Source organism: Streptomyces sp. NPDC048671, assembly GCF_055587045.1.
In genome coordinates, this window is sequence record NZ_JBVJHB010000001.1 from 220,690 (window position 1) to 238,522 (window position 17,833).

Annotated in this window: 14 protein-coding genes, 1 tRNA gene and 1 pseudogene; 9 read left to right on the forward strand and 7 right to left on the reverse strand. The window is 68.6% G+C overall.

Translation table 11 applies throughout. From position 1 onward, the window contains the following. The first annotated feature begins 73 nt into the window (after positions 1 to 73). From ACZ6S6_RS01065 to ACZ6S6_RS01080, 4 genes are read left to right on the forward strand one after another with little or no spacing between them, the layout of a single operon-like run. Positions 74 to 1,003: a branched-chain amino acid ABC transporter permease gene (locus ACZ6S6_RS01065; RefSeq protein ID WP_362953758.1), complete on the forward strand. Its 930-nt coding sequence runs from the start codon at positions 74 to 76 to the stop codon at positions 1,001 to 1,003. Positions 1,004 to 1,008: 5 nt separating this feature from the next. Further along, entirely contained in the window at positions 1,009 to 2,808 is a 1,800-nt protein-coding gene (locus ACZ6S6_RS01070; protein WP_362953756.1) for a branched-chain amino acid ABC transporter permease, read from the forward strand. Positions 2,809 to 2,813: 5 nt separating this feature from the next. Continuing rightward, positions 2,814 to 3,710: an ABC transporter ATP-binding protein gene (locus ACZ6S6_RS01075; protein WP_362953817.1), complete on the forward strand. Its 897-nt coding sequence runs from the start codon at positions 2,814 to 2,816 to the stop codon at positions 3,708 to 3,710. Beyond that, entirely contained in the window at positions 3,707 to 4,423 is a 717-nt protein-coding gene (locus ACZ6S6_RS01080) for an ABC transporter ATP-binding protein (RefSeq protein ID WP_362953754.1), read from the forward strand. The genes ACZ6S6_RS01075 and ACZ6S6_RS01080 overlap by 4 nt, the downstream gene beginning before the upstream one ends. Positions 4,424 to 4,496: 73 nt before the next feature. Here the strand turns inward: ACZ6S6_RS01080 and ACZ6S6_RS01085 are convergent, their stop codons facing one another. Then, on the reverse strand, positions 4,497 to 5,147 hold the full coding sequence (locus tag ACZ6S6_RS01085) for an ANTAR domain-containing response regulator (RefSeq protein WP_123526669.1): 651 nt from the start codon (positions 5,145 to 5,147) through the stop codon (positions 4,497 to 4,499). Positions 5,148 to 5,249: 102 nt separating this feature from the next. Between ACZ6S6_RS01085 and ACZ6S6_RS01090 the strand changes: the two genes are divergently transcribed. Then, a tRNA-Leu gene (locus ACZ6S6_RS01090) sits at positions 5,250 to 5,332 on the forward strand. A 140-nt stretch (positions 5,333 to 5,472) separates the two neighbouring features. After that, positions 5,473 to 5,634 (forward strand): annotated as a pseudogene (locus ACZ6S6_RS01095) (helix-turn-helix domain-containing protein); the annotation flags it as partial. A gap of 35 nt (positions 5,635 to 5,669) precedes the next feature. Here ACZ6S6_RS01095 and pyk read toward each other — a convergent pair. Continuing rightward, complete coding sequence (gene pyk / locus ACZ6S6_RS01100; RefSeq protein WP_469702849.1) at positions 5,670 to 7,103, reverse strand: pyruvate kinase; 1,434 nt, start codon at positions 7,101 to 7,103, stop codon at positions 5,670 to 5,672. 124 nt (positions 7,104 to 7,227) lie between these two features. Beyond that, entirely contained in the window at positions 7,228 to 7,923 is a 696-nt protein-coding gene (locus ACZ6S6_RS01105; protein WP_469702851.1) for an SIMPL domain-containing protein, read from the reverse strand. 165 nt (positions 7,924 to 8,088) lie between these two features. Between ACZ6S6_RS01105 and ACZ6S6_RS01110 the strand changes: the two genes are divergently transcribed. Then, complete coding sequence (locus ACZ6S6_RS01110; protein ID WP_469703810.1) at positions 8,089 to 9,906, forward strand: bifunctional metallophosphatase/5'-nucleotidase; 1,818 nt, start codon at positions 8,089 to 8,091, stop codon at positions 9,904 to 9,906. 80 nt (positions 9,907 to 9,986) lie between these two features. On the opposite strand, the gene ACZ6S6_RS01115 is transcribed toward ACZ6S6_RS01110, so the two are convergent. After that, positions 9,987 to 11,423: a lysine N(6)-hydroxylase/L-ornithine N(5)-oxygenase family protein gene (locus tag ACZ6S6_RS01115; protein ID WP_469702853.1), complete on the reverse strand. Its 1,437-nt coding sequence runs from the start codon at positions 11,421 to 11,423 to the stop codon at positions 9,987 to 9,989. Continuing rightward, on the reverse strand, positions 11,420 to 12,829 hold the full coding sequence (locus ACZ6S6_RS01120) for a pyridoxal phosphate-dependent decarboxylase family protein (protein WP_469702855.1): 1,410 nt from the start codon (positions 12,827 to 12,829) through the stop codon (positions 11,420 to 11,422). Before ACZ6S6_RS01120 ends, ACZ6S6_RS01115 begins: the two co-directional genes overlap by 4 nt. Positions 12,830 to 12,955: 126 nt before the next feature. Between ACZ6S6_RS01120 and ACZ6S6_RS01125 the strand changes: the two genes are divergently transcribed. Beyond that, a complete protein-coding gene (locus ACZ6S6_RS01125) occupies positions 12,956 to 13,189 on the forward strand; it encodes a hypothetical protein (protein WP_469702857.1) in 234 nt (77 codons plus the stop codon). 55 nt (positions 13,190 to 13,244) lie between these two features. Here ACZ6S6_RS01125 and ACZ6S6_RS01130 read toward each other — a convergent pair whose 3' ends face one another. Continuing rightward, positions 13,245 to 14,300 (reverse strand): serine hydrolase domain-containing protein, encoded by a 1,056-nt coding sequence (locus ACZ6S6_RS01130; RefSeq protein ID WP_469703813.1) that lies wholly within the window; start codon positions 14,298 to 14,300, stop codon positions 13,245 to 13,247. Between the two features lie 248 nt (positions 14,301 to 14,548). Between ACZ6S6_RS01130 and ACZ6S6_RS01135 the strand changes: the two genes are divergently transcribed. After that, positions 14,549 to 15,208, forward strand: a complete 660-nt coding sequence (locus ACZ6S6_RS01135; RefSeq protein ID WP_362953744.1) for a TetR/AcrR family transcriptional regulator — start codon at positions 14,549 to 14,551, stop codon at positions 15,206 to 15,208. A 93-nt stretch (positions 15,209 to 15,301) separates the two neighbouring features. Here the strand turns inward: ACZ6S6_RS01135 and pepN are convergent, their stop codons facing one another. Further along, a complete protein-coding gene (gene pepN, locus ACZ6S6_RS01140; protein WP_469702861.1) occupies positions 15,302 to 17,806 on the reverse strand; it encodes an aminopeptidase N in 2,505 nt (834 codons plus the stop codon). Positions 17,807 to 17,833 lie beyond the last annotated feature (27 nt).

The following is a 17,833-nucleotide window of genomic DNA, read 5'->3' on the forward strand; positions in this document are numbered from 1 at the left end:
ACCAGACCGCGCGGGAGCGCCATGAGCGCTCCCGCGCGGTGCCATATCCGAACCACTCCACGGAGGCCCTGCGGTGCACGAACTGCCGCAACAGCTGGCCAATGGACTCATCCTCGGCGCGATGTACGGACTCATCGCGATCGGTTACACGATGGTCTACGGAATCATCCAGCTCATCAACTTCGCCCATGGCGAGATCTTCATGATCGGAGGCTTCGGGGCCCTCACCGTCTACCTCTGGATGCCGGCCGGCACCAACCTCCTCGCAATCATCCCCCTCATGATCATCGGCGGCGTCATCTGCTCCGTCGCGATCAGCGCCGCCGCCGAACGCTTCGCCTACCGGCCCCTGCGCGGCGGACCACGCCTCGCCCCGCTCATCACGGCCATCGGACTCTCCCTGGCCCTCCAGCAGGCCATCTGGAAGTGGTACCCCGACGCCAAGAAGGACCGTTCCTTCCCCCAGTTCAAGGGCGAAGCGATCGACATCTTCGGCGCCCACATCCAACGCGGTGACCTCTTCGTCCTCATCACCGCACCCGTCTGCATGATCGCCCTCGGCCTCTTCGTCTCCAAGACCCGCGCCGGCCGCGGCATGCAGGCCACCAGCCAGGACCCCGACACCGCAAAGCTCATGGGCATCAACACCGACCGCATCATCGTCATGGCCTTCGCCATCGGTGCCGCGTTCGCAGCCGTCGCCGCCGTCGCCTACGGGCTCAAGAACGGCCAGATCGGCTTCAAAATGGGCTTCATCATGGGGCTCAAGGCCTTCACCGCAGCCGTACTCGGCGGAATCGGCAACATCTACGGCGCCATGCTCGGCGGCGTCGTACTCGGCATCGCCGAATCACTCGCCACCGGCTACATGAGCGACGTCCCCGGCATGGAACTCTTCGGCGGCGGCGCCTGGAAGGACGTATGGGCCTTCGTCCTCCTCATCATCGTCCTGCTGCTCCGTCCCCAGGGCCTGCTCGGCGAACGCGTCGCGGATCGGGCGTGATACGGATGACCACCAACACCACCACCACGCCCCCCGCAACCGCCCTGATCCCGATGCCCGCCCCCGCGGCCCGCATCGCCACCACGGCAGGCGCGGCCCTCGCCCTCGTGGGCACCTTCCTCGCCTGGACCTGGACCGACCAATTCCCCGGCGACCTCACCGTCACCGGCTACCCCGGCGGCCTCCAGGTCCTCACCCTCATCAGCGCCGCGCTCACCCTGCTCCTCACCCTCTCCGGGTACGGCATCCGCGGCCTCGGCTGGCTCACCCCCGGCGGCACCAACAGCCCCGTCCGCTTCCTGGCGCTCGGCACCTTCGCCACCACCGCCTACGCCATCGGCGCCATCACCTACGACCTCGGCGGCGTCGTCAACCTCGAACCCGGCGCCTGGGTCAGCGGCATCGGCTCGCTCATCGCCGTCATCGCCGCCCACGGACTCCCCGCCGACCAGCCCCTTCCCGACACCGGGAACCCGGACGCAGGCTGGCAGCGCTTCCGCAACGGCCTCAGCGCACCAGCCGCCCGCCGCGCCGCACCCGTCCCCGCCTGGGCCGAGATCCTCACCATCGCCATCGCCTTCGGCATCGGCCTCTACATCTTCGCGTACGGCATCGACACCGACTACGCCGAACTCTTCATCGGCTTCCTCATCACCGCCGCCTTCGCCTTCATCGCGCTGAACCGTGCCGGACTCGTCTCCCGCATCACCGCGCTGACCACGAAGCACCGCAACATCACCCTGGCCGCCGCACTCGTCGCAGCCGTCTGCTTCCCCTTCACACAGCAGAAAGAGGAATACGCGCTCATCGGCGCCAACATCCTCATCTTCGCGACCGTCGCACTCGGCCTCAACGTCGTCGTCGGCCTCGCCGGCCTCCTCGACCTCGGATACGTCGCCTTCCTCGGCGTCGGCGCCTACGCCGCCGCCCTGGTCTCCGGCTCCACCATGTCGGCCATCGGCGTCGAGTTCCCCTTCTGGGCCGCCGTCCTCACCGGCGCCGGCGCCTCACTCGTCTTCGGCGTACTCATCGGCGCGCCAACCCTGCGACTACGCGGCGACTACCTCGCAATCGTCACCCTCGGCTTCGGTGAAATCTTCCGCCTCACCGTGAACAACCTCAACGGCAACAGCGGACCCGACCTCACCAACGGCTCCCAGGGCATCCCGAGCATCCCCGACCTCAACCTCTTCGGGTTCGACTTCGGGCTCAAGCACGACATCGGCGGCTTCACCCTCGGCAGGTCGGCCAACTACTACCTGCTCATGCTCGTCTTCACCGCCGTCGTCGTCCTCGTCTTCCGCCGCTCCGGAGAATCCCGCATCGGCCGCGCCTGGGTCGCCATCCGCGAGGACGAGACCGCGGCCACCGCCATGGGCATCAACGCCTTCCGGCTCAAGCTGCTCGCCTTCGCCCTCGGCGCCACCCTCGCCGGACTCGCCGGAACCGTGCAGTCACACGTCAACTACACCGTGACGCCCGAGCAGTACCAGTTCGCCGGCTCCGTACCCCCGAACTCCGCCTTCCTCCTCGCCGCCGTCATCCTCGGCGGCATGGGAACCCTCAGCGGACCCCTCGTCGGCGCGGCACTGCTCTACCTCATCCCGGCCAAACTCCAGTTCATGCAGGACTACCAGCTCTTCCTCTTCGGCGTCGCACTCATCCTCCTGATGCGCCTGCGCCCCGAAGGACTGGTCGCCGACCGCAGGAAGCAGCTCGAATTCCACGAGAACGACCAGCTCGACGTACCGGAACCCCGGAAGTCCGACGACATCGACGCCGGCATCGCCAAGGCGGGGGCGTGACCACCATGACCACCACCACAGAGACCGGCACCCCCGTGCTCGACGCCAGCGGCGTCACGATGCGCTTCGGCGGCCTCACCGCCGTCCACGACGTCGACCTCACCGTCAACGCGGGCGAGATCGTCGGCCTCATCGGCCCCAACGGCGCCGGAAAGACCACCTTCTTCAACTGCCTCACCGGCCTCTACGTCCCCACCGAGGGCAAGGTCAGCTACAAAGGCACCGTCCTGCCCCCCAAGCCCCACCTCGTCACCCAGGCAGGCATCGCCCGCACCTTCCAGAACATCCGGCTCTTCGCCAACATGACCGTCCTGGAGAACGTCCTCGTCGGACGCCACACCAGGACCAAGGAAGGCCTCTGGTCCGCCCTCCTGCGCCTCCCCGGCTTCACCAGGGCCGAGAACGCCAGCCGGGAACGCGCCATGGAACTCCTGGAGTTCATCGGCCTCCAGGACAAGGCCGAACACCTCGCGCGCAACCTCCCCTACGGAGACCAGCGCAAGCTGGAAATCGCCCGCGCACTCGCCAGCGACCCCGGCCTCCTCCTCCTGGACGAGCCCACCGCCGGCATGAACCCGCAGGAAACCCGCGTCACCGAAGAACTCATCTTCGCCATCCGCGACCAGGGCATCGCCGTACTCGTCATCGAGCACGACATGCGCTTCATCTTCAACCTCTGCGACCGCGTCGCCGTACTCGTCCAGGGCGAGAAGCTCGTCGAAGGCACCTCCGACGTCGTCCAGAGCGACGAACGCGTCGTCGCCGCCTACCTCGGCACCCCCTTCGAAGGCGCCCCCGGCGCCGAGGAAGTCGCCGAGGTCGAAGCCGCCGAGGCAGTCGCCACCAAGACAGCCGCAGCCACCACCGACACCACCAGCACCGAGGAGGAGGACACCCGATGACCGCACTGCTAGAGGTCGAGGACCTCCGCGTCGCCTACGGCAAGATCGAAGCCGTCAAGGGCATCTCCTTCAGCGTCGAAGCCGGCCAGGTCGTCACCCTGATCGGCACCAACGGTGCGGGCAAGACCACCACCCTGCGCACCCTCTCCGGGCTGCTCAAGCCCATCGGCGGCCGCATCCTCTTCGAGGGCAAGCCGCTGGTGGGCATCCCCGCACACAAGATCGTCGCTCTGGGCCTCGCCCACTCCCCCGAGGGCCGCCACATCTTCCCCCGGCTGACGATCACCGAGAACCTCCAGCTCGGCGCCTACCTCCGCAGCGACAAGGCAGGCATCGAGAAGGACATCCAGCGCGCCTACGACCTCTTCCCCATCCTCGGGGAACGCCGGAAGCAGGCCGCGGGCACCCTCTCGGGCGGCGAACAGCAGATGCTCGCCATGGGCAGGGCCCTGATGTGCCAGCCCAAGCTCCTGATGCTCGACGAACCCTCCATGGGCCTCTCCCCGATCATGATGCAGAAGATCATGGAGACCATCGTCGAACTCAAGGCCCAGGGCACCACGATCCTGCTCGTCGAGCAGAACGCCCAGGCCGCGCTCTCCCTGGCCGACCAGGGCCACGTCATGGAGGTCGGCAAGATCGTCCTCTCCGGCACCGGCGCGGACCTCCTCCACGACGAGTCGGTCCGCAAGGCCTACCTCGGCGAGGACTGAACCCGCCTGTACGGCAGAAGGCCCGCGCCCCGGACTGCTCCCGGGGCGCGGGCCTTCACCTCTTCGTACGGAACTACTCCGCGGCCTTCTTCTTCTCCTCGGCGTCCTCGATCAACGCCTCCGCCAGCTGCTGCATCGACAGCCGGCGGTCCATCGACGTCTTCTGGATCCAGCGGAACGCGGCGGGCTCGGACAGCCCGTAGTCCGTCTGCAGAATGCTCTTCGCGCGGTCCACCAGCTTCCGCGTCTCCAGCCGCTGCGACAGGTCCGCGACCTCGCCCTCCAGCGCCTTCAGCTCCGCGAACCGCGACACCGCCATCTCGATGGCCGGCACCACGTCGCTCTTGCTGAACGGCTTCACCAGGTACGCCATCGCCCCGGCGTCCCGGGCCCGCTCCACGAGGTCGCGCTGCGAGAACGCGGTGAGCATCAGGACGGGTGCGATGGACTCCTCGGCGATCTTCTCGGCGGCGGAGATCCCGTCGAGGACCGGCATCTTCACATCGAGGATGACCAGGTCCGGCTTGTGCTCCCGGGCCAGCTCGACAGCCTGCTGCCCGTCCCCGGCCTCACCGACGACCGAGTACCCCTCTTCCTCCAGCATCTCTTTCAGGTCGAGGCGGATGAGCGCCTCGTCCTCGGCGATGACGACGCGGGTCGTCAGCGGCGGGACGTGCGACTTGTCGTCGTCGGCGACGGGCTGGGGTGACTCGGGGGTGGTCACGGGGCTCCTTGTTGCGGGCCGGGCATGCTGCTGCTGCTCAGCAGCCTACCCAGCAGCGCTACAGCAACGGGACCCGGTACACTACTCCATGGCTCCCGCCTTGCCCGGTTGGAGGAACTGGTGAGACTCGCGGCACTCAAAATGCCGTGCCTTAGGGCATGTGGGTTCGAATCCCACACCGGGCACCCAATGGAAAAGCGGATGTTCACGTTCTCGTGAACATCCGCTTTTTGCTATTGCCGGCACGCGCCATCGCCCAGAGTGGTGATGTGATCTTCCACAGCGCAGAAGTCCGCCAAAAGGCACTCGCTCTCCTCAGGTCCGGCAAGCCATGCGCAAGGTGTTCCCGGACAACGCCACGTGTCGAGTCCGTAAAACGGGCTGCCACAACATCAAGGTCCGCTCAAAGCACCTTCTCTGCCTGTTCCCTCAGCACGGCCCGGGAAGGAAACACGAGCGTGAGATCACGCTGGAGACCTGGCAGCAATGGATGCACACGTCGGGCCGAAATACTGAGCCGCCCTACTTCGGGCTGTCCTCCTCGCCGATGTGGTGCACCCGCACCAGGTTCGTCGAGCCCGCGACGCCGGGCGGGGAGCCGGCCGTGATGACCACCACGTCGCCCTTCCGGCAACGGCCGATCTTCAGCAGCTCCTCGTCGACCTGCGCCACCATCGCGTCCGTCGACTCCACACGCGGGCCCAGGAACGCTTCCACGCCCCAGGTGAGGTTCAGCTGGGAGCGGGTCGCCGGGTCCGGGGTGAAGGCCAGGAGCGGGATGGGTGAGCGGTAGCGGGAGAGGCGCTTGACCGTGTCGCCGCTCTGGGTGAAGGCCACCAGGAACTTCGCGCCGAGGAAGTCGCCCATCTCGGCTGCCGCGCGGGCGACCGCGCCGCCCTGGGTACGGGGCTTGTTCCGGTCGGTGAGCGGCGGGAGGCCCTTGGTGAGGATGTCCTCCTCGGCGGCCTCGACGATGCGGGACATCGTGCGGACCGTCTCGACGGGGTATTTGCCGACGCTGGTCTCGCCGGAGAGCATGACCGCGTCCGTGCCGTCGATGACGGCGTTGGCGACATCGGAGGCCTCGGCGCGGGTGGGGCGGGAGTTGTCGATCATCGAGTCGAGCATCTGGGTGGCGACGATGACCGGCTTGGCGTTGCGCCTGGCGAGCTTGATGGCGCGCTTCTGGACGATCGGCACCTGTTCCAGGGGCATTTCGACGCCGAGGTCGCCCCGGGCGACCATGATGCCGTCGAAGGCGGCGACGATGTCGTCGATGTTCTCGACGGCCTGGGGCTTCTCGACCTTGGCGATGACGGGGAGGCGGCGGCCCTCCTCGTCCATCACGCGGTGGACTGGGTCGATGTCGCGTCCGCTGCGCACGAAGGAGAGGGCGATGATGTCGGCGCCGGTGCGCAGGGCCCAGCGGAGGTCGTCGATGTCCTTTTCGGAGAGGGCGGGGACGGAGACGGCGACGCCGGGGAGGTTGAGTCCCTTGTGGTCGGAGACCATGCCGCCCTCGATGACGGTGGTGTGGACGCGGGGACCTTCGACTTCGGTGACTTCGAGGGTGACGCGGCCGTCGTCGATGAGGATGCGTTCGCCGGGGGCGACGTCGGCGTTGAGGCCTTCGTAGGTGGTGCCGCAGATGTGGCGGTCGCCCTCCATGGGTTCGACGGTGATGGTGAAGTCGTCGCCGCGTTCAAGGAGTACGGGTCCTTCGCGGAAGCGTCCGAGGCGGATCTTCGGACCTTGAAGGTCGGCGAGGATTCCGACGCTGCGTCCGGCTTCGTCGGATGCTTTGCGTACTCGGTGGTAGCGCTCTTCGTGTTCGGCGTAGGTGCCGTGGCTGAGGTTGAAGCGGGCCATGTCCATACCCGCTTCGACCAGGGCCTTGATCTGGTCATATGTGTCGGTGGCGGGTCCTAGGGTGCAAACGATTTTTGCTCGGCGCATGGTTTGAGCCTAGACCTTACCTACGGGTAGCGAATTGGCTCCGCATGACTCCTCAACAACCTTTGGGTGAAGGGTTTTTGACAAGTGTTGAATTGTGCGGCGGGGTGCTCGGATGAGCATTTCCCTAGAGCGCGGGCGGGGTCATGAGGAAGCGGGCGTTCACCTGGGCGTGGACGGTCTGGCGTTGTGGTTCGAGGTCGAGCGCCGGGGCGGGTTCGGCTGCCGCGCCGGCGAACCCGCGGGTGCGGCCGTAGCCACCGGCGGCGGGCATGGCGGGGGTGGTGTTCTCGGCGCCGAGGTCGGCGAGTTCGACGAGGGCGGCGAGCCGGGCGCCGAGGGCGTCGGCGTATTCGCGGGCGCGCTGGACGGCTTCGCGTACGGCTTGGCGGCGGGCTTCGCCGTGGGCGGGTGAGTCGGGGCGCAGGGCCCACCAGGGGCCGTCGATGCGGGTCATGTCGAGGTCGGCGACGTGGGTGGTGAATTCGCCGAGTGCGGTGAAGTCGTTGAGTACGGCGGTGATGTGGACGCGTCCGTGGTAGGCGCGGATCTTCTCGTCGCGGCCGCGCTGGGTGAGTTCGGGGGTGATGGTGAAAGTGCCGGTTTCGAGCTTTTCGACGGCTTGTCCGTAGGTGCGGGCGAGTTCGAGGACGGTGGTGTTGCGCCGGGTGAGGTCGTCGAGGGCGGCGCGGCGGTCTTTTCCGCGGGCGCTGACGGTGATGCCGACGCTTGCGGTTTCGGGTTCGATTTCGAGGCGGGCTTCGCCGCGGACGGCGAGGCGGGGGTGGTCGGGGGTGCCGTAGGGGTACGGGGTGTCGGTCATGGATCCACTGTGGCACTCGGGTGCGACAGCGGGTGGTCATCGAAACGAAACCTGCGAGGGGTGTTGCCGGGTGCCGTGCGTGGGTGATTATCTACGCGCGTTGTCCACGCGTGCGCGGGGTCTACGCGCGTTGTGTACGGAGAGAACTGAGATGTGGGAGACGAGATGCCGCTGAATCGAAGGACGTTCCTGGGCACATCGGCCGCGGCCGGTGCGGGTGTCGCGATCGCGGGCGGTGCCGCGGTTCCCGCCGAGGCGCACGGCCACGGGCATGGGCACGGGAACGGTCATGGGCGTCCGCAGAAGCGGTACTCGTTCACCGTGATGGGTACGACCGATCTGCACGGAAATGTCTTCAACTGGGACTATTTCACGGACAAGGAGTTCGACGACGACGACCACAACGACGTCGGGCTGGCGAAGATCTCGACGCTGGTGGATCAGGTGCGCCGGGAGAAGGGCCGCCACAACACCCTGATGATCGATGCGGGTGACACGATCCAGGGCACGCAGCTGTCGTACTACTACGCGAAGATCGATCCGATCACGGCGAAGCGCGGTCCGGTGCATCCGATGGCGCAGGCGATGAACGCGATCGGTTATGACGCGGCGGCGCTGGGCAACCATGAGTTCAACTACGGCATTCCGGTGCTGCGCAAGTTCGAGGAGCAGTGTGATTTCCCGCTGCTGGGTGCGAACGCGCTGGATGCGAAGACGTTGAAGCCGGCGTTCGCGCCGTATGTGATCAAGAAGTTGCGTACGCCGCACGGCCGGGATGTGAAGGTGGCGATCCTGGGTCTGACGAATCCGGGTATCGCGATCTGGGACAAGGTGAACGTCAGCGGCAAGGTGGTGTTCCCGGGCCTGGAGGAGCAGGCGGCGAAGTTCGTGCCGCGGCTGCGTTCGATGGGTGCGGATGTGGTGATCGTGTCGGCGCACTCGGGGAACAGCGGGACGTCGTCGTACGGTGATCAGATTCCGTATGTGGAGAATGCCGCGGGCCTGGTGGCGGAGCAGGTGCCGGGGATCGATGCGATTCTGGTGGGTCATGCGCATCTGGAGATTCCCGAGTACTTCGTGGAGAACAAGAAGACCGGAAAGAAGGTCGTTCTTTCGGAGCCGTTGAAGTGGGGGCAGCGGCTGACGTTGTTCGACTTCGATCTGGTGTGGGAGAAGGGCCGCTGGGTGGTCGAGAAGGCGGGGTCGCAGGTGTTGAACTCCAACACGGCGGCGGAGGACCGGAAGATCACGAAGTTGCTGGCGGATGAGCACAAGAAGGTTGTGGCGTACGTCAATCAGGTGATCGGTACGTCGACGGCGGCGATGACGACGGCCGAGGCGGCGTGGAAGGACGAGCCGATCATCGATCTGATCAATGTCGTCCAGGCGGAGACGGTGACGGCGGCGCTGGCGGGTGGCGAGTACGCGGCGCTGCCGGTGCTGTCGCAGGCTTCGTGTTTCTCGCGTACGGCACAGATCCCGGCCGGGGATGTGACGATCAAGGATGCGGCGGGTCTGTATCCGTTCGAGAACACGCTTGAGGCGCGGTTGCTGACGGGTGCGCAGATCAAGGATTATCTGGAGTTCTCGGCACGGTATTACGTGCAGACGGCGGCGGGTGCTCCGGTGGATCCGGCGAAGCTGACGAACGCGGACAACACTCCGGATTACAATTATGACGCGGTGTCGGGTCTGACGTATGACATCGACGTCGCGAAGCCGAATGGTTCGCGGATTGTTGGTCTTTCGTTCGAGGGCAAGGCGATTGATCCGGCGGCGCAGTTCGTGCTGGCGGTGAATAATTACCGTGCGAGTGGTGGGGGTAACTTCCCGCATGTGCCGGGTGCGAAGCAGCTCTGGGCGAATTCGGAGGAGATCCGGAACACCATCATCGCGTGGGTGCAGGCGAAGGGTTCGGTGGACGGTGCGCAGTTCGCTTCGGTGGACTGGCGGCTGACGCGGGACGGTACGCCGGTGTTCTAGGTTGTGGTGGGGCGGCCGTCTCCTTTCCTTTTGGGATGGGGGCGGCCGCTTTTCTGTGTGCCGGGTGGGGCGGGGGGGTGTCAGTTGCTCTGGACCAGAGGGGTGAGGGCGGTGCCCTGGTGGGGGACCTTCGGGGCGTGGGGGGTGAGGCCGAAGGTGGTGAAGGCGGTGCGTTGTGGGAGGTGGTAGGCGGTGGTGCCGGTGAGGTTGTTGAGGATGGTGGCGCTGCGCCAGGCGGCGAGGCCGAGGTCGGGGGCGCCGACGCCGTGGGTGTGGCGTTCGGCGTTCTGTACGTAGATGTTGCCGGTGATGGCGGGGTCGAGGTCGAGGCGGAACTGGTCGTCGATGCGGGGGCGGCCGGAGCTGTCGCGGCGCAGGTGGGTGTGGAGGCCGTCGAGCATCTGGTCGAGGGGGCGTTCGCGGTAGCCGGTGGCGAGGACGACGGCGTCGGTGGTGAGGCGGGAGCGGGTGCCCTGCTGGGTGTGTTCGAGGTGGAGTTCGACGCGGGTGCCGGCGACGCGGCCCGCGGTGCGTACGCAGACGCCGGGGGTGAGGGTGGCGTCGGGCCAGCCGCCGTGGAGGGTGCGGCGGTAGAGCTCTTCGTGGATGGCGGTGATGGTGTCGTGGTCGATGCCCTTGTGGAGCTGCCATTGGTCGGGGACGAGTTCGTCGCGGACGGGCTCGGGGAGGGCGTGGAAGTAGCGGGTGTAGTCGGGGGTGAAGTGTTCGAGGCCGAGCTTGGAGTACTCCATGGGTGCGAAGGCGGGGGTGCGGGCGAGCCAGTGGAGTTTTTCGCGGCCGGCGGGGCGGGCGCGCAGGAGGTCGAGGAAGATCTCGGCGCCGGACTGTCCTGATCCGATGACGGTGATGTGTTCGGCGTCGAGGAGTTGTTCGCGGTGGTGGAGGTAGTCGGCGGAGTGGATGACGGGGACTGATCCGGCTTCGGCCAGGGGTTTGAGGGGTTCGGGGATATGAGGTTCGGTGCCGACGCCGAGTGCGATGTGGCGGGTGTGGGCGCGGCCCAGCGCCTCGGCTTCGCCGTGAATGTCGAGTTGGGTGAAGTCGACTTCGAAGAGGGCGCGTTCGGCGTTCCAGCGGATGGCGTCGACCTGATGGCCGAAGTGGAGGCCGGGTAGTTGTTCGGTGACCCAGCGGCAGTAGGCGTCGTATTCGGCGCGTTGGATGTGGAAGCGCTCGGCGAAGTAGAAGGGGAAGAGCCGGTCGCGGGTGCGTAGGTAGTTGAGGAAGGTCCAGGGGCTGGTGGGGTCGGCAAGGGTGACGAGGTCGGCGAGGAAGGGGACCTGGAGGCTGGCGCCGTCGATGAGGAGGCCCGGGTGCCAGTGGAAGGCGGGGCGTTGTTCGTAGAAGGTGGCGGCGAGGGGGTGGGGGGTGCCTGGGATGCCGTGGGCGAGGGCGGCGAGGGAGAGGTTGAAGGGGCCGATGCCGATGCCGACGAGGTCGTGTGGCTGGTCGGCGTCGGGGGTGGGCCGGTCTGGCCGGGCTGGCCGGGCTGTCATCGGTGTGTGCTGCCTTCCGGGAGTGCTGTGGCGAGTTCGGTGGCGAGGTCGGTGACGAGGTCGAGGAGTTTCTGAAGGTCGTGGGGGGTGGTGTGGGGGTTGAGGAGGGTGGCTTTGAGCCAGAGGCGGCCGTTGGTGTGGGTGCGGCCGAGTACGGCGTGGCCTCGGGTGAGGAGGGTGCGGCGGATGGTGGCGACGGTGTGGTCGTCGGTGTCGGTGGGGCGGAAGAGGACGGTGGTGATGGTGGGGTGGTCGTAGAGGTCGAGGGTGGGGGTTTTGGTGATGAGGTCGGCGAGGTGGTGGGCGGCGGTGCAGGTGCGGTCGATGAGGTCGGCGAGTCCGGTGCGGCCGAGCGCTTGGAGGGTGACGGCGATTTTGAGTGCGTCGGGGCGGCGGGTGGTGCGCAGGGAGCGGCCGAGGAGGTCGGGGAGGCCGGCTTCGGTGTCGTCGTCGGCGTTGAGGTAGGGGGCGTGGTGGTGGAGTGCGTCGAGGTGGTGGTGTTCGGGGACGGCGAGGATGCCTGCTGACGCGGGTTGCCAGCCGAGTTTGTGCAGGTCGAGGGTGACGCTGTGGGCGCGGTCGAGGCCGTGGACCTTGTTGCGGTGGCTGGGGCTGAAGAGGAGGGGTCCGCCGTAGGCGGCGTCGATGTGGAGTTCGGCGCCGTGGGTGGCGCAGAGGTCCGCGATCTCGGTGAGAGGGTCGATCTGGCCGGTGTCGGTGGTGCCCGCGGTGGCGGTGACGAGGACGGGCCCGCGGAGTCGGGCGAGGGTGTCGTCGAGGGCGGTGAGGTCGATGACGCCGGTGGGGGCGGGGACGGTGATGGGTTCGGGGAGGCCGAGGAGCCAGGCGGCGCGGGTGATGCTGTGGTGGGCGTTGGCGCCGCGGATGGTCTGGACGGGGCCGTGGCGTTCGCGGGTGAGGAGGAGCGCGAGTTGGTTGGCTTCCGTGCCGCCGGTGGTGACGAGGGCGTCGGGCGCGGTGTGGTGGGGGTAGATCTCGGCGGCGAGCGCGGTGGTGAGGTCGGCTTCGAGGGCGGAGGCGGCGGGTGCCTGGTCCCAGGAGTCCATGGAGGGGTTCAGGGCCGAGGCGGCGAGGTCGGCTGCTGCGGCGAGGGCGAGGGGCGGGGTGTGGAGGTGGGCGGCGCAGAGGGGGTCGGCGGGGTCCGCGGCGCCTTGGGTGAGGGCGGTGATGAGGGTGCTGAGGGCGTGGTGGGCGCCGGTGCCGTGGTCGGGGATGACGGGGTGGAGGGCGGTGCGCAGGTGGGGGGTGACGGTGTCGGGGCCGCCTGCGGGGAGGGGGCCGTCGCGTCGGTGGGCGCCGTCGTGGAGTGCGGTGAGCACGGTGTCGAGGAGGGGGCGCAGGGCGGCGGGGCCGGTGGTGCCTCCGGCGAGGGGCGGGGTGGGCATGTGCGGTGGTGGCCCTTCGGAGCGCATGGGTGGACATCCCAGCTTGTCCGGGTTTTGGGTGGCGCGGCCGGTGAGCCCGGTGATCTGAACTCGAAAGGGGGACGGGTGCGGGATGGGGGCGGGGTGGTGGAGGTTCGGGTGGTATGGGTGGTGCGGCTGTGGGCCTGGCTGTTCGTGGGTTGCTGGGGGCGGTTCCGGGGGCTTGGGCGGCTGGGCGGTTCCGGAGGCTGGGCGCTGGAGGCGGTTCCGGAGGCCTGGGCGCTGGAGGCGGCCCCGGAGGCCTGGGCGCTGAACGCGGTTCCGGAGGTCGCGGTGGGGTGTGCCTCGCCGGGACGCGGACGATCGGGCGCCCGGGAGTGAGTGTTCTCCAGGCGCCCGATCGTGTCTGCGGGGTGGGGGCGTTCCTCCGGTTCGGTCAGCCGTACATCGCCACGCCGCACAGGGCCGCGAGCGCGTCGTCGATGGGGTGGGGCTGCGGCCTGCCGGTGGGGTCGAGCGTGTTCCACCTCTGCAGGTTCAGTGCGACGGACAGTTGCCGGTTGCCGTCGGCACGGGTCATGGACAGTGCTCCGGCGCCCCAGACCGTGCCGCCGTGGCCCCAGAAGGTGGGCCGGCCGGGGGCCTGCGTCGGGTGCAGGCCGAGGCCGTACTCGATCGTCTTTCCCTCCTGGGAGATGACCGGGACGGTGCGTTGCATCTGTGCCAGCGATGACGGGCTGACGATCTCGCCGGCCAGCAGCATGCCGTAGAAGCGGTTGAGGTCGGCGGCGGTCGATATCAGCGAGCCCGCCGGTCCCACCCATGACATGTCGTAGACGCTGTAGTCGCGCGGTGGGTCGATCATGCCGAACCACGCCTCGTAGATCTGGGAGTGCGGTCCCTCGACATGTGTTCCGGTGGGGAGTTCGGTGTCCCGGAGCCCGGCGCGCTCGATGACGTCCCGGGTGATGCACTGCTCGGCCGTGGTGCCTGTGACGTGTTCCAGAAGCCGGCCGAGGAGCAGGTAGTTGGTGTTGGAGTACACCCCTGGAGTGCTGCCCGGGGCGCCGGTGGCGGGTGCGGTGACTCCCATCTCGATGAGTTCGGTGGGGTGGAACCGGGTGAGCCGGTTGTCGTCCAGGCTCTCGGGCCGGGTGCCGGCGACGTTGGGGAATGCCTTGAGGGACGGGTAGGCGTAGGGGAGGTACTCGGCGAGGCCGCTGGTGTGGTTGATCAGCATCCGGACGGTGATCGCGTCACCGCGCTCCCCGGGGACCAGTCTCGGAAGGTACCGGCTGATCGGTGTGTCGAGGCCGATCCGGCCGCTCTCGACCTGTTGCAGCACGGCGGCCGCGGTGAAGGTCTTGGTGATGCTGCCGACGCGGTGGCGCATGTCGGCGGTGACGGGGCGGCCGGTGGCGGTGTCCGCGACCCCGGCGGCGCCGCGCCAGACCTGGTCGCCGTCACGTACTTCGGCGAACAGGCCCGGCATGCCTGCGCGGTGGACGTTCTCGATGGCTGCGTTCAGCTTCGCGGGATCCGGTGAGTTCCTCACGGCTGGGTCCTTTCGTAGTCCCCGGGGTGGGCTCCACGTCGGCCGGCCCGCCCGGGTGGCGGGGCACGGGCGGCATGCCGGACGGCCCGCTGACGGCTGCCCGGCACGCCCATGTCCTCATTATGCACGCGGTGCGTGCAACACCAAGTGCATACGTTAGGCTGGGACCCGACGAGAGGAGCGGGATGGCAGGGCGAAGGCGCTGGTCGACCGAGGAGATCCTGGACGCGGCGGCGGACCTGCTGCGTACGGGCGACGCCGAGTCGTTCAGCGTGCGCAGACTGGCCGCGGCCCTCGGGACCGATTCCTCCAGCCTCTACCGGCACTTCCGCAGCAAGACCGAACTGCTGCGCGCGGTCGCCGACCGGATTCTGCTGGCCGCCATGGACGGCTACCGCCCCGAGGGCGACTGGAAGCAGCGCATCACCGCCCTGGGCCTGCGCGTGCGGGAGGCCTTCGGCCAGCAGCCCCAGCTCGCCGCGGTCTGGGGGCGCCACGCGTCGAGCGGCACGGGTTCCCGGCTGGTGATGGAAGAGGTACTGCAGGCCCTGCGGGCGTCAGGACTGCCCGACGAGAAGATCCCGGAGCACTATCACCGGATCGCGGTCCTCATCTCCGCGCTGATCGCCTCCGAGGCCGGGGTCAGCACCATCACCCCCCAGGAGTACGACCAGGGCATGGAGCTCTTCCGCGTCGCGGTACTCGGCGCCGACCCGGAACGCTTCCCGGCCCTGTCCCACTTCGCCCGCGACGTCCGCCCCCTCGGAGCGGACCGCCGCGCCGCGTTCGTAGAGCTGCTCGCCGCCCAACTCGCCCATGTCGAGGCGGCGGTCCGCGCAGCCTGAGGGCTGTCCCGGTGTTGGGTACAGGCGTGCCCGGCCCGCCCTGCGTGGTGAGGGCGGGCCGGGCACGGGTGGTGCGGGCTGGTCGGGTCCGGGTCAGTGGGCGTCGCGGACGGCGAGGGCGCGGCGCAGGTCGTCGATCTGGTCGGCGAGTTTGCGGCGCAGGGCCGGGATGAGTGTCCGGTCGGTGAGTGCCTGTTCGCCGAGGTGGAGGCTGTCGGCGTCGATGGCGTAAGCGGGGAACGCGTGACTGCCGACGGCTTCGGCGATGACCGGGCCGCGGCGGACGGCGAGTTGGGCCGCCTCGGGGTAGTAGCGGGGCACGTACGCGCTGACGAGGTCGGCCTGTTCGGGCTGCCAGAAGCCCTGCGCGACGGCGGTGAAGAGGTAGTTGGAGAGGCTGTCATCGGTGAACATGGCCTGCCAGGCGGCGGCCTTGGCCTCGGGGGTGGGCAGGGCGGCGCGGCAGCGGGCGGCGCCTTCCTGGCCGGTGGCGCTGGGGTCCTGGTCGAGTTCGGCGGCGATGGCGGCTTCGTCGGCGGCGCCGAGGACGGCGAGCCGGGTGAGGATGCGCCAGCGCAGTTCGGCGTCGAGTTCGGGTCCGCCGGGGACGGTGCCCTCGGTGAGCCAGCCCTGGATGGCGTCGGGCTGGGTGGCGGCGTCGATGAGGCGGCGTACGGCGATGAGGCGGAGGCCGGGGTTGCTGCCGTCCTCGGTGCGGCGCATGAGGTCGCGGCAGAGGGCGGTGATAGCGGTGAGCGCGGCGGGCCGGTTCTCGGGGGTGAGGTAGCGGCCGGCGATCTGGGCGCAGGCGAAGGTGAGGACGCCCTGGTGGAGTGCGAGGTCGGTCTCGTGCGGGAGGTGGGTGCGGGCGGCCTCGATGTAGGTGGTGGGGGCGAGTTCGCCGTCGCGGACCATGTCCCGGGCGGTGTTCCAGGTGACGGCTCGGGTGAGTGCGTCGGGGATGCCGGAGAGGCTGTGCAGGACGGTGTTCCAGGAGTCCGGGTCGAGGCGGATCTTGGCGTAGGTGAGGTCGCCGTCGTTGAGGACGACGAGGGCGGGGCGGCGGCCGGGGCGGGTGACGGGTGTGCCGTCCTGGGGGATGCCGAGGTCGAAGCGGTCGCGCAGGACGAGCCGGTCGGGGCCGGACTGGGTGTCGATGGCGTGGTCGTAGGTGCCGACGGCGATGCGGTGGGGGCGGGAGCCGCGGTGGTCGACGGCGAGGGACCAGGTGGTGTCGGCCTCGGTGACGTGCGCGGTGAGGGTGTCGACTCCGGAGGTGCGCAGCCACTGGCCGGCCCAGGCGTGGACGTCGCGGTCGGTGGCGGACGCGAGGTTGTCGATGAAGTCGGCGAGGGTGGCGTTGCCGAACTTGTGGCGGGCGAAGTGGGCGTTGATGCCGGCCAGGAAGTCCTTCTCGCCGAGCCAGGCGACGAGCTGTCGGAGGGCGGACGCGCCCTTGGCGTAGGAGATGCCGTCGAAGTTGAGCATCGCGGAGGCGGTGTCGGGGACGGCGGCCGGGTCGGGTGCGACGGGGTGGGTGGAGGGGCGTTGGTCGGCGTCGTAGCCCCAGCCCTTGCGGGCGACGCCGAAGTCGACCCAGGTGTCGGTGAAGTCGGTGGCCTCGGCGAGGGTCTGGTAGCCCATGTACTCGGCGAAGGACTCGTTCAGCCAGATGTCGTCCCACCAGGCGAGGGTGACGAGGTCACCGAACCACATGTGGGCCATCTCGTGCGCGATGACCATGCCACGGGTCTGGCGCTCGGTGTCGGTGACGGCGGAGCGGTAGATGAATTCGTCGCGGAAGGTGACGAGGCCGGGGTTCTCCATGGCGCCCGCGTTGAATTCGGGGACGAAGGCCTGGTCGTAGGAGTCGAAGGGGTAGGGCTCCTCGAATTTCTCCTGGAACCGGTCGAAGCAGGCGCGGGTGATGTCGAGGATTTCCTCGGCGTCGGTGTCGAGGTGGGGGGCCAGCGAGCGGCGGCAGTGGATGCCGAAGGGCAGTCCGGCGTGTTCGGTGGTCACGGAGTGCCAGGGGCCCGCGGCGACGGCGACGAGGTAGGTGGAGACCGGCGGTGTGGGGGCGAGGGTCCAGCGGCCGTCTCCGGTGTGCCGGGCGATGCCGTTGCCGAGGACGGTCCAGCCCTGGGGGGCGGTGACGGTGAGCGCGAAGACGGATTTGAGGTCGGGCTGGTCGAACGCGGCGAAGACGCGCTGGACGTCCTCCAGGAAGAGCTGGGTGTAGACGTAGGTCTCGTTGTCGGTGGGGTCGGTGAAGCGGTGCATGCCTTCGCCGGTGCGGGAGTAGCGCATGGCGGCGTCGATGCGGAGTTCGTGTTCGCCGCTGGTCAGGGCGGTCAGCGGGAACCGGTTGCCGTCGAGGTCCGCGGGGTCGAGTGGGTGACCGTCGAGGCTGATCGAGCGCAGGGTGGCGGGCTTGATCTCGACGAAGGTGTCGCCGTCCGCGAGGGCGGTGAACCGGATGAGGGTGCGGGAGTCGAAGGTCTCCTCCCCCGCGGTCAGATCGAGGTCGATCGTGTACCGCTGTACGTCGAGGAACTGGGCTCGGGTCTGCGCTTCGTCGCGCATCAGTACGGACATGGCCCCATGCTGCCGTATGCGGTGTGC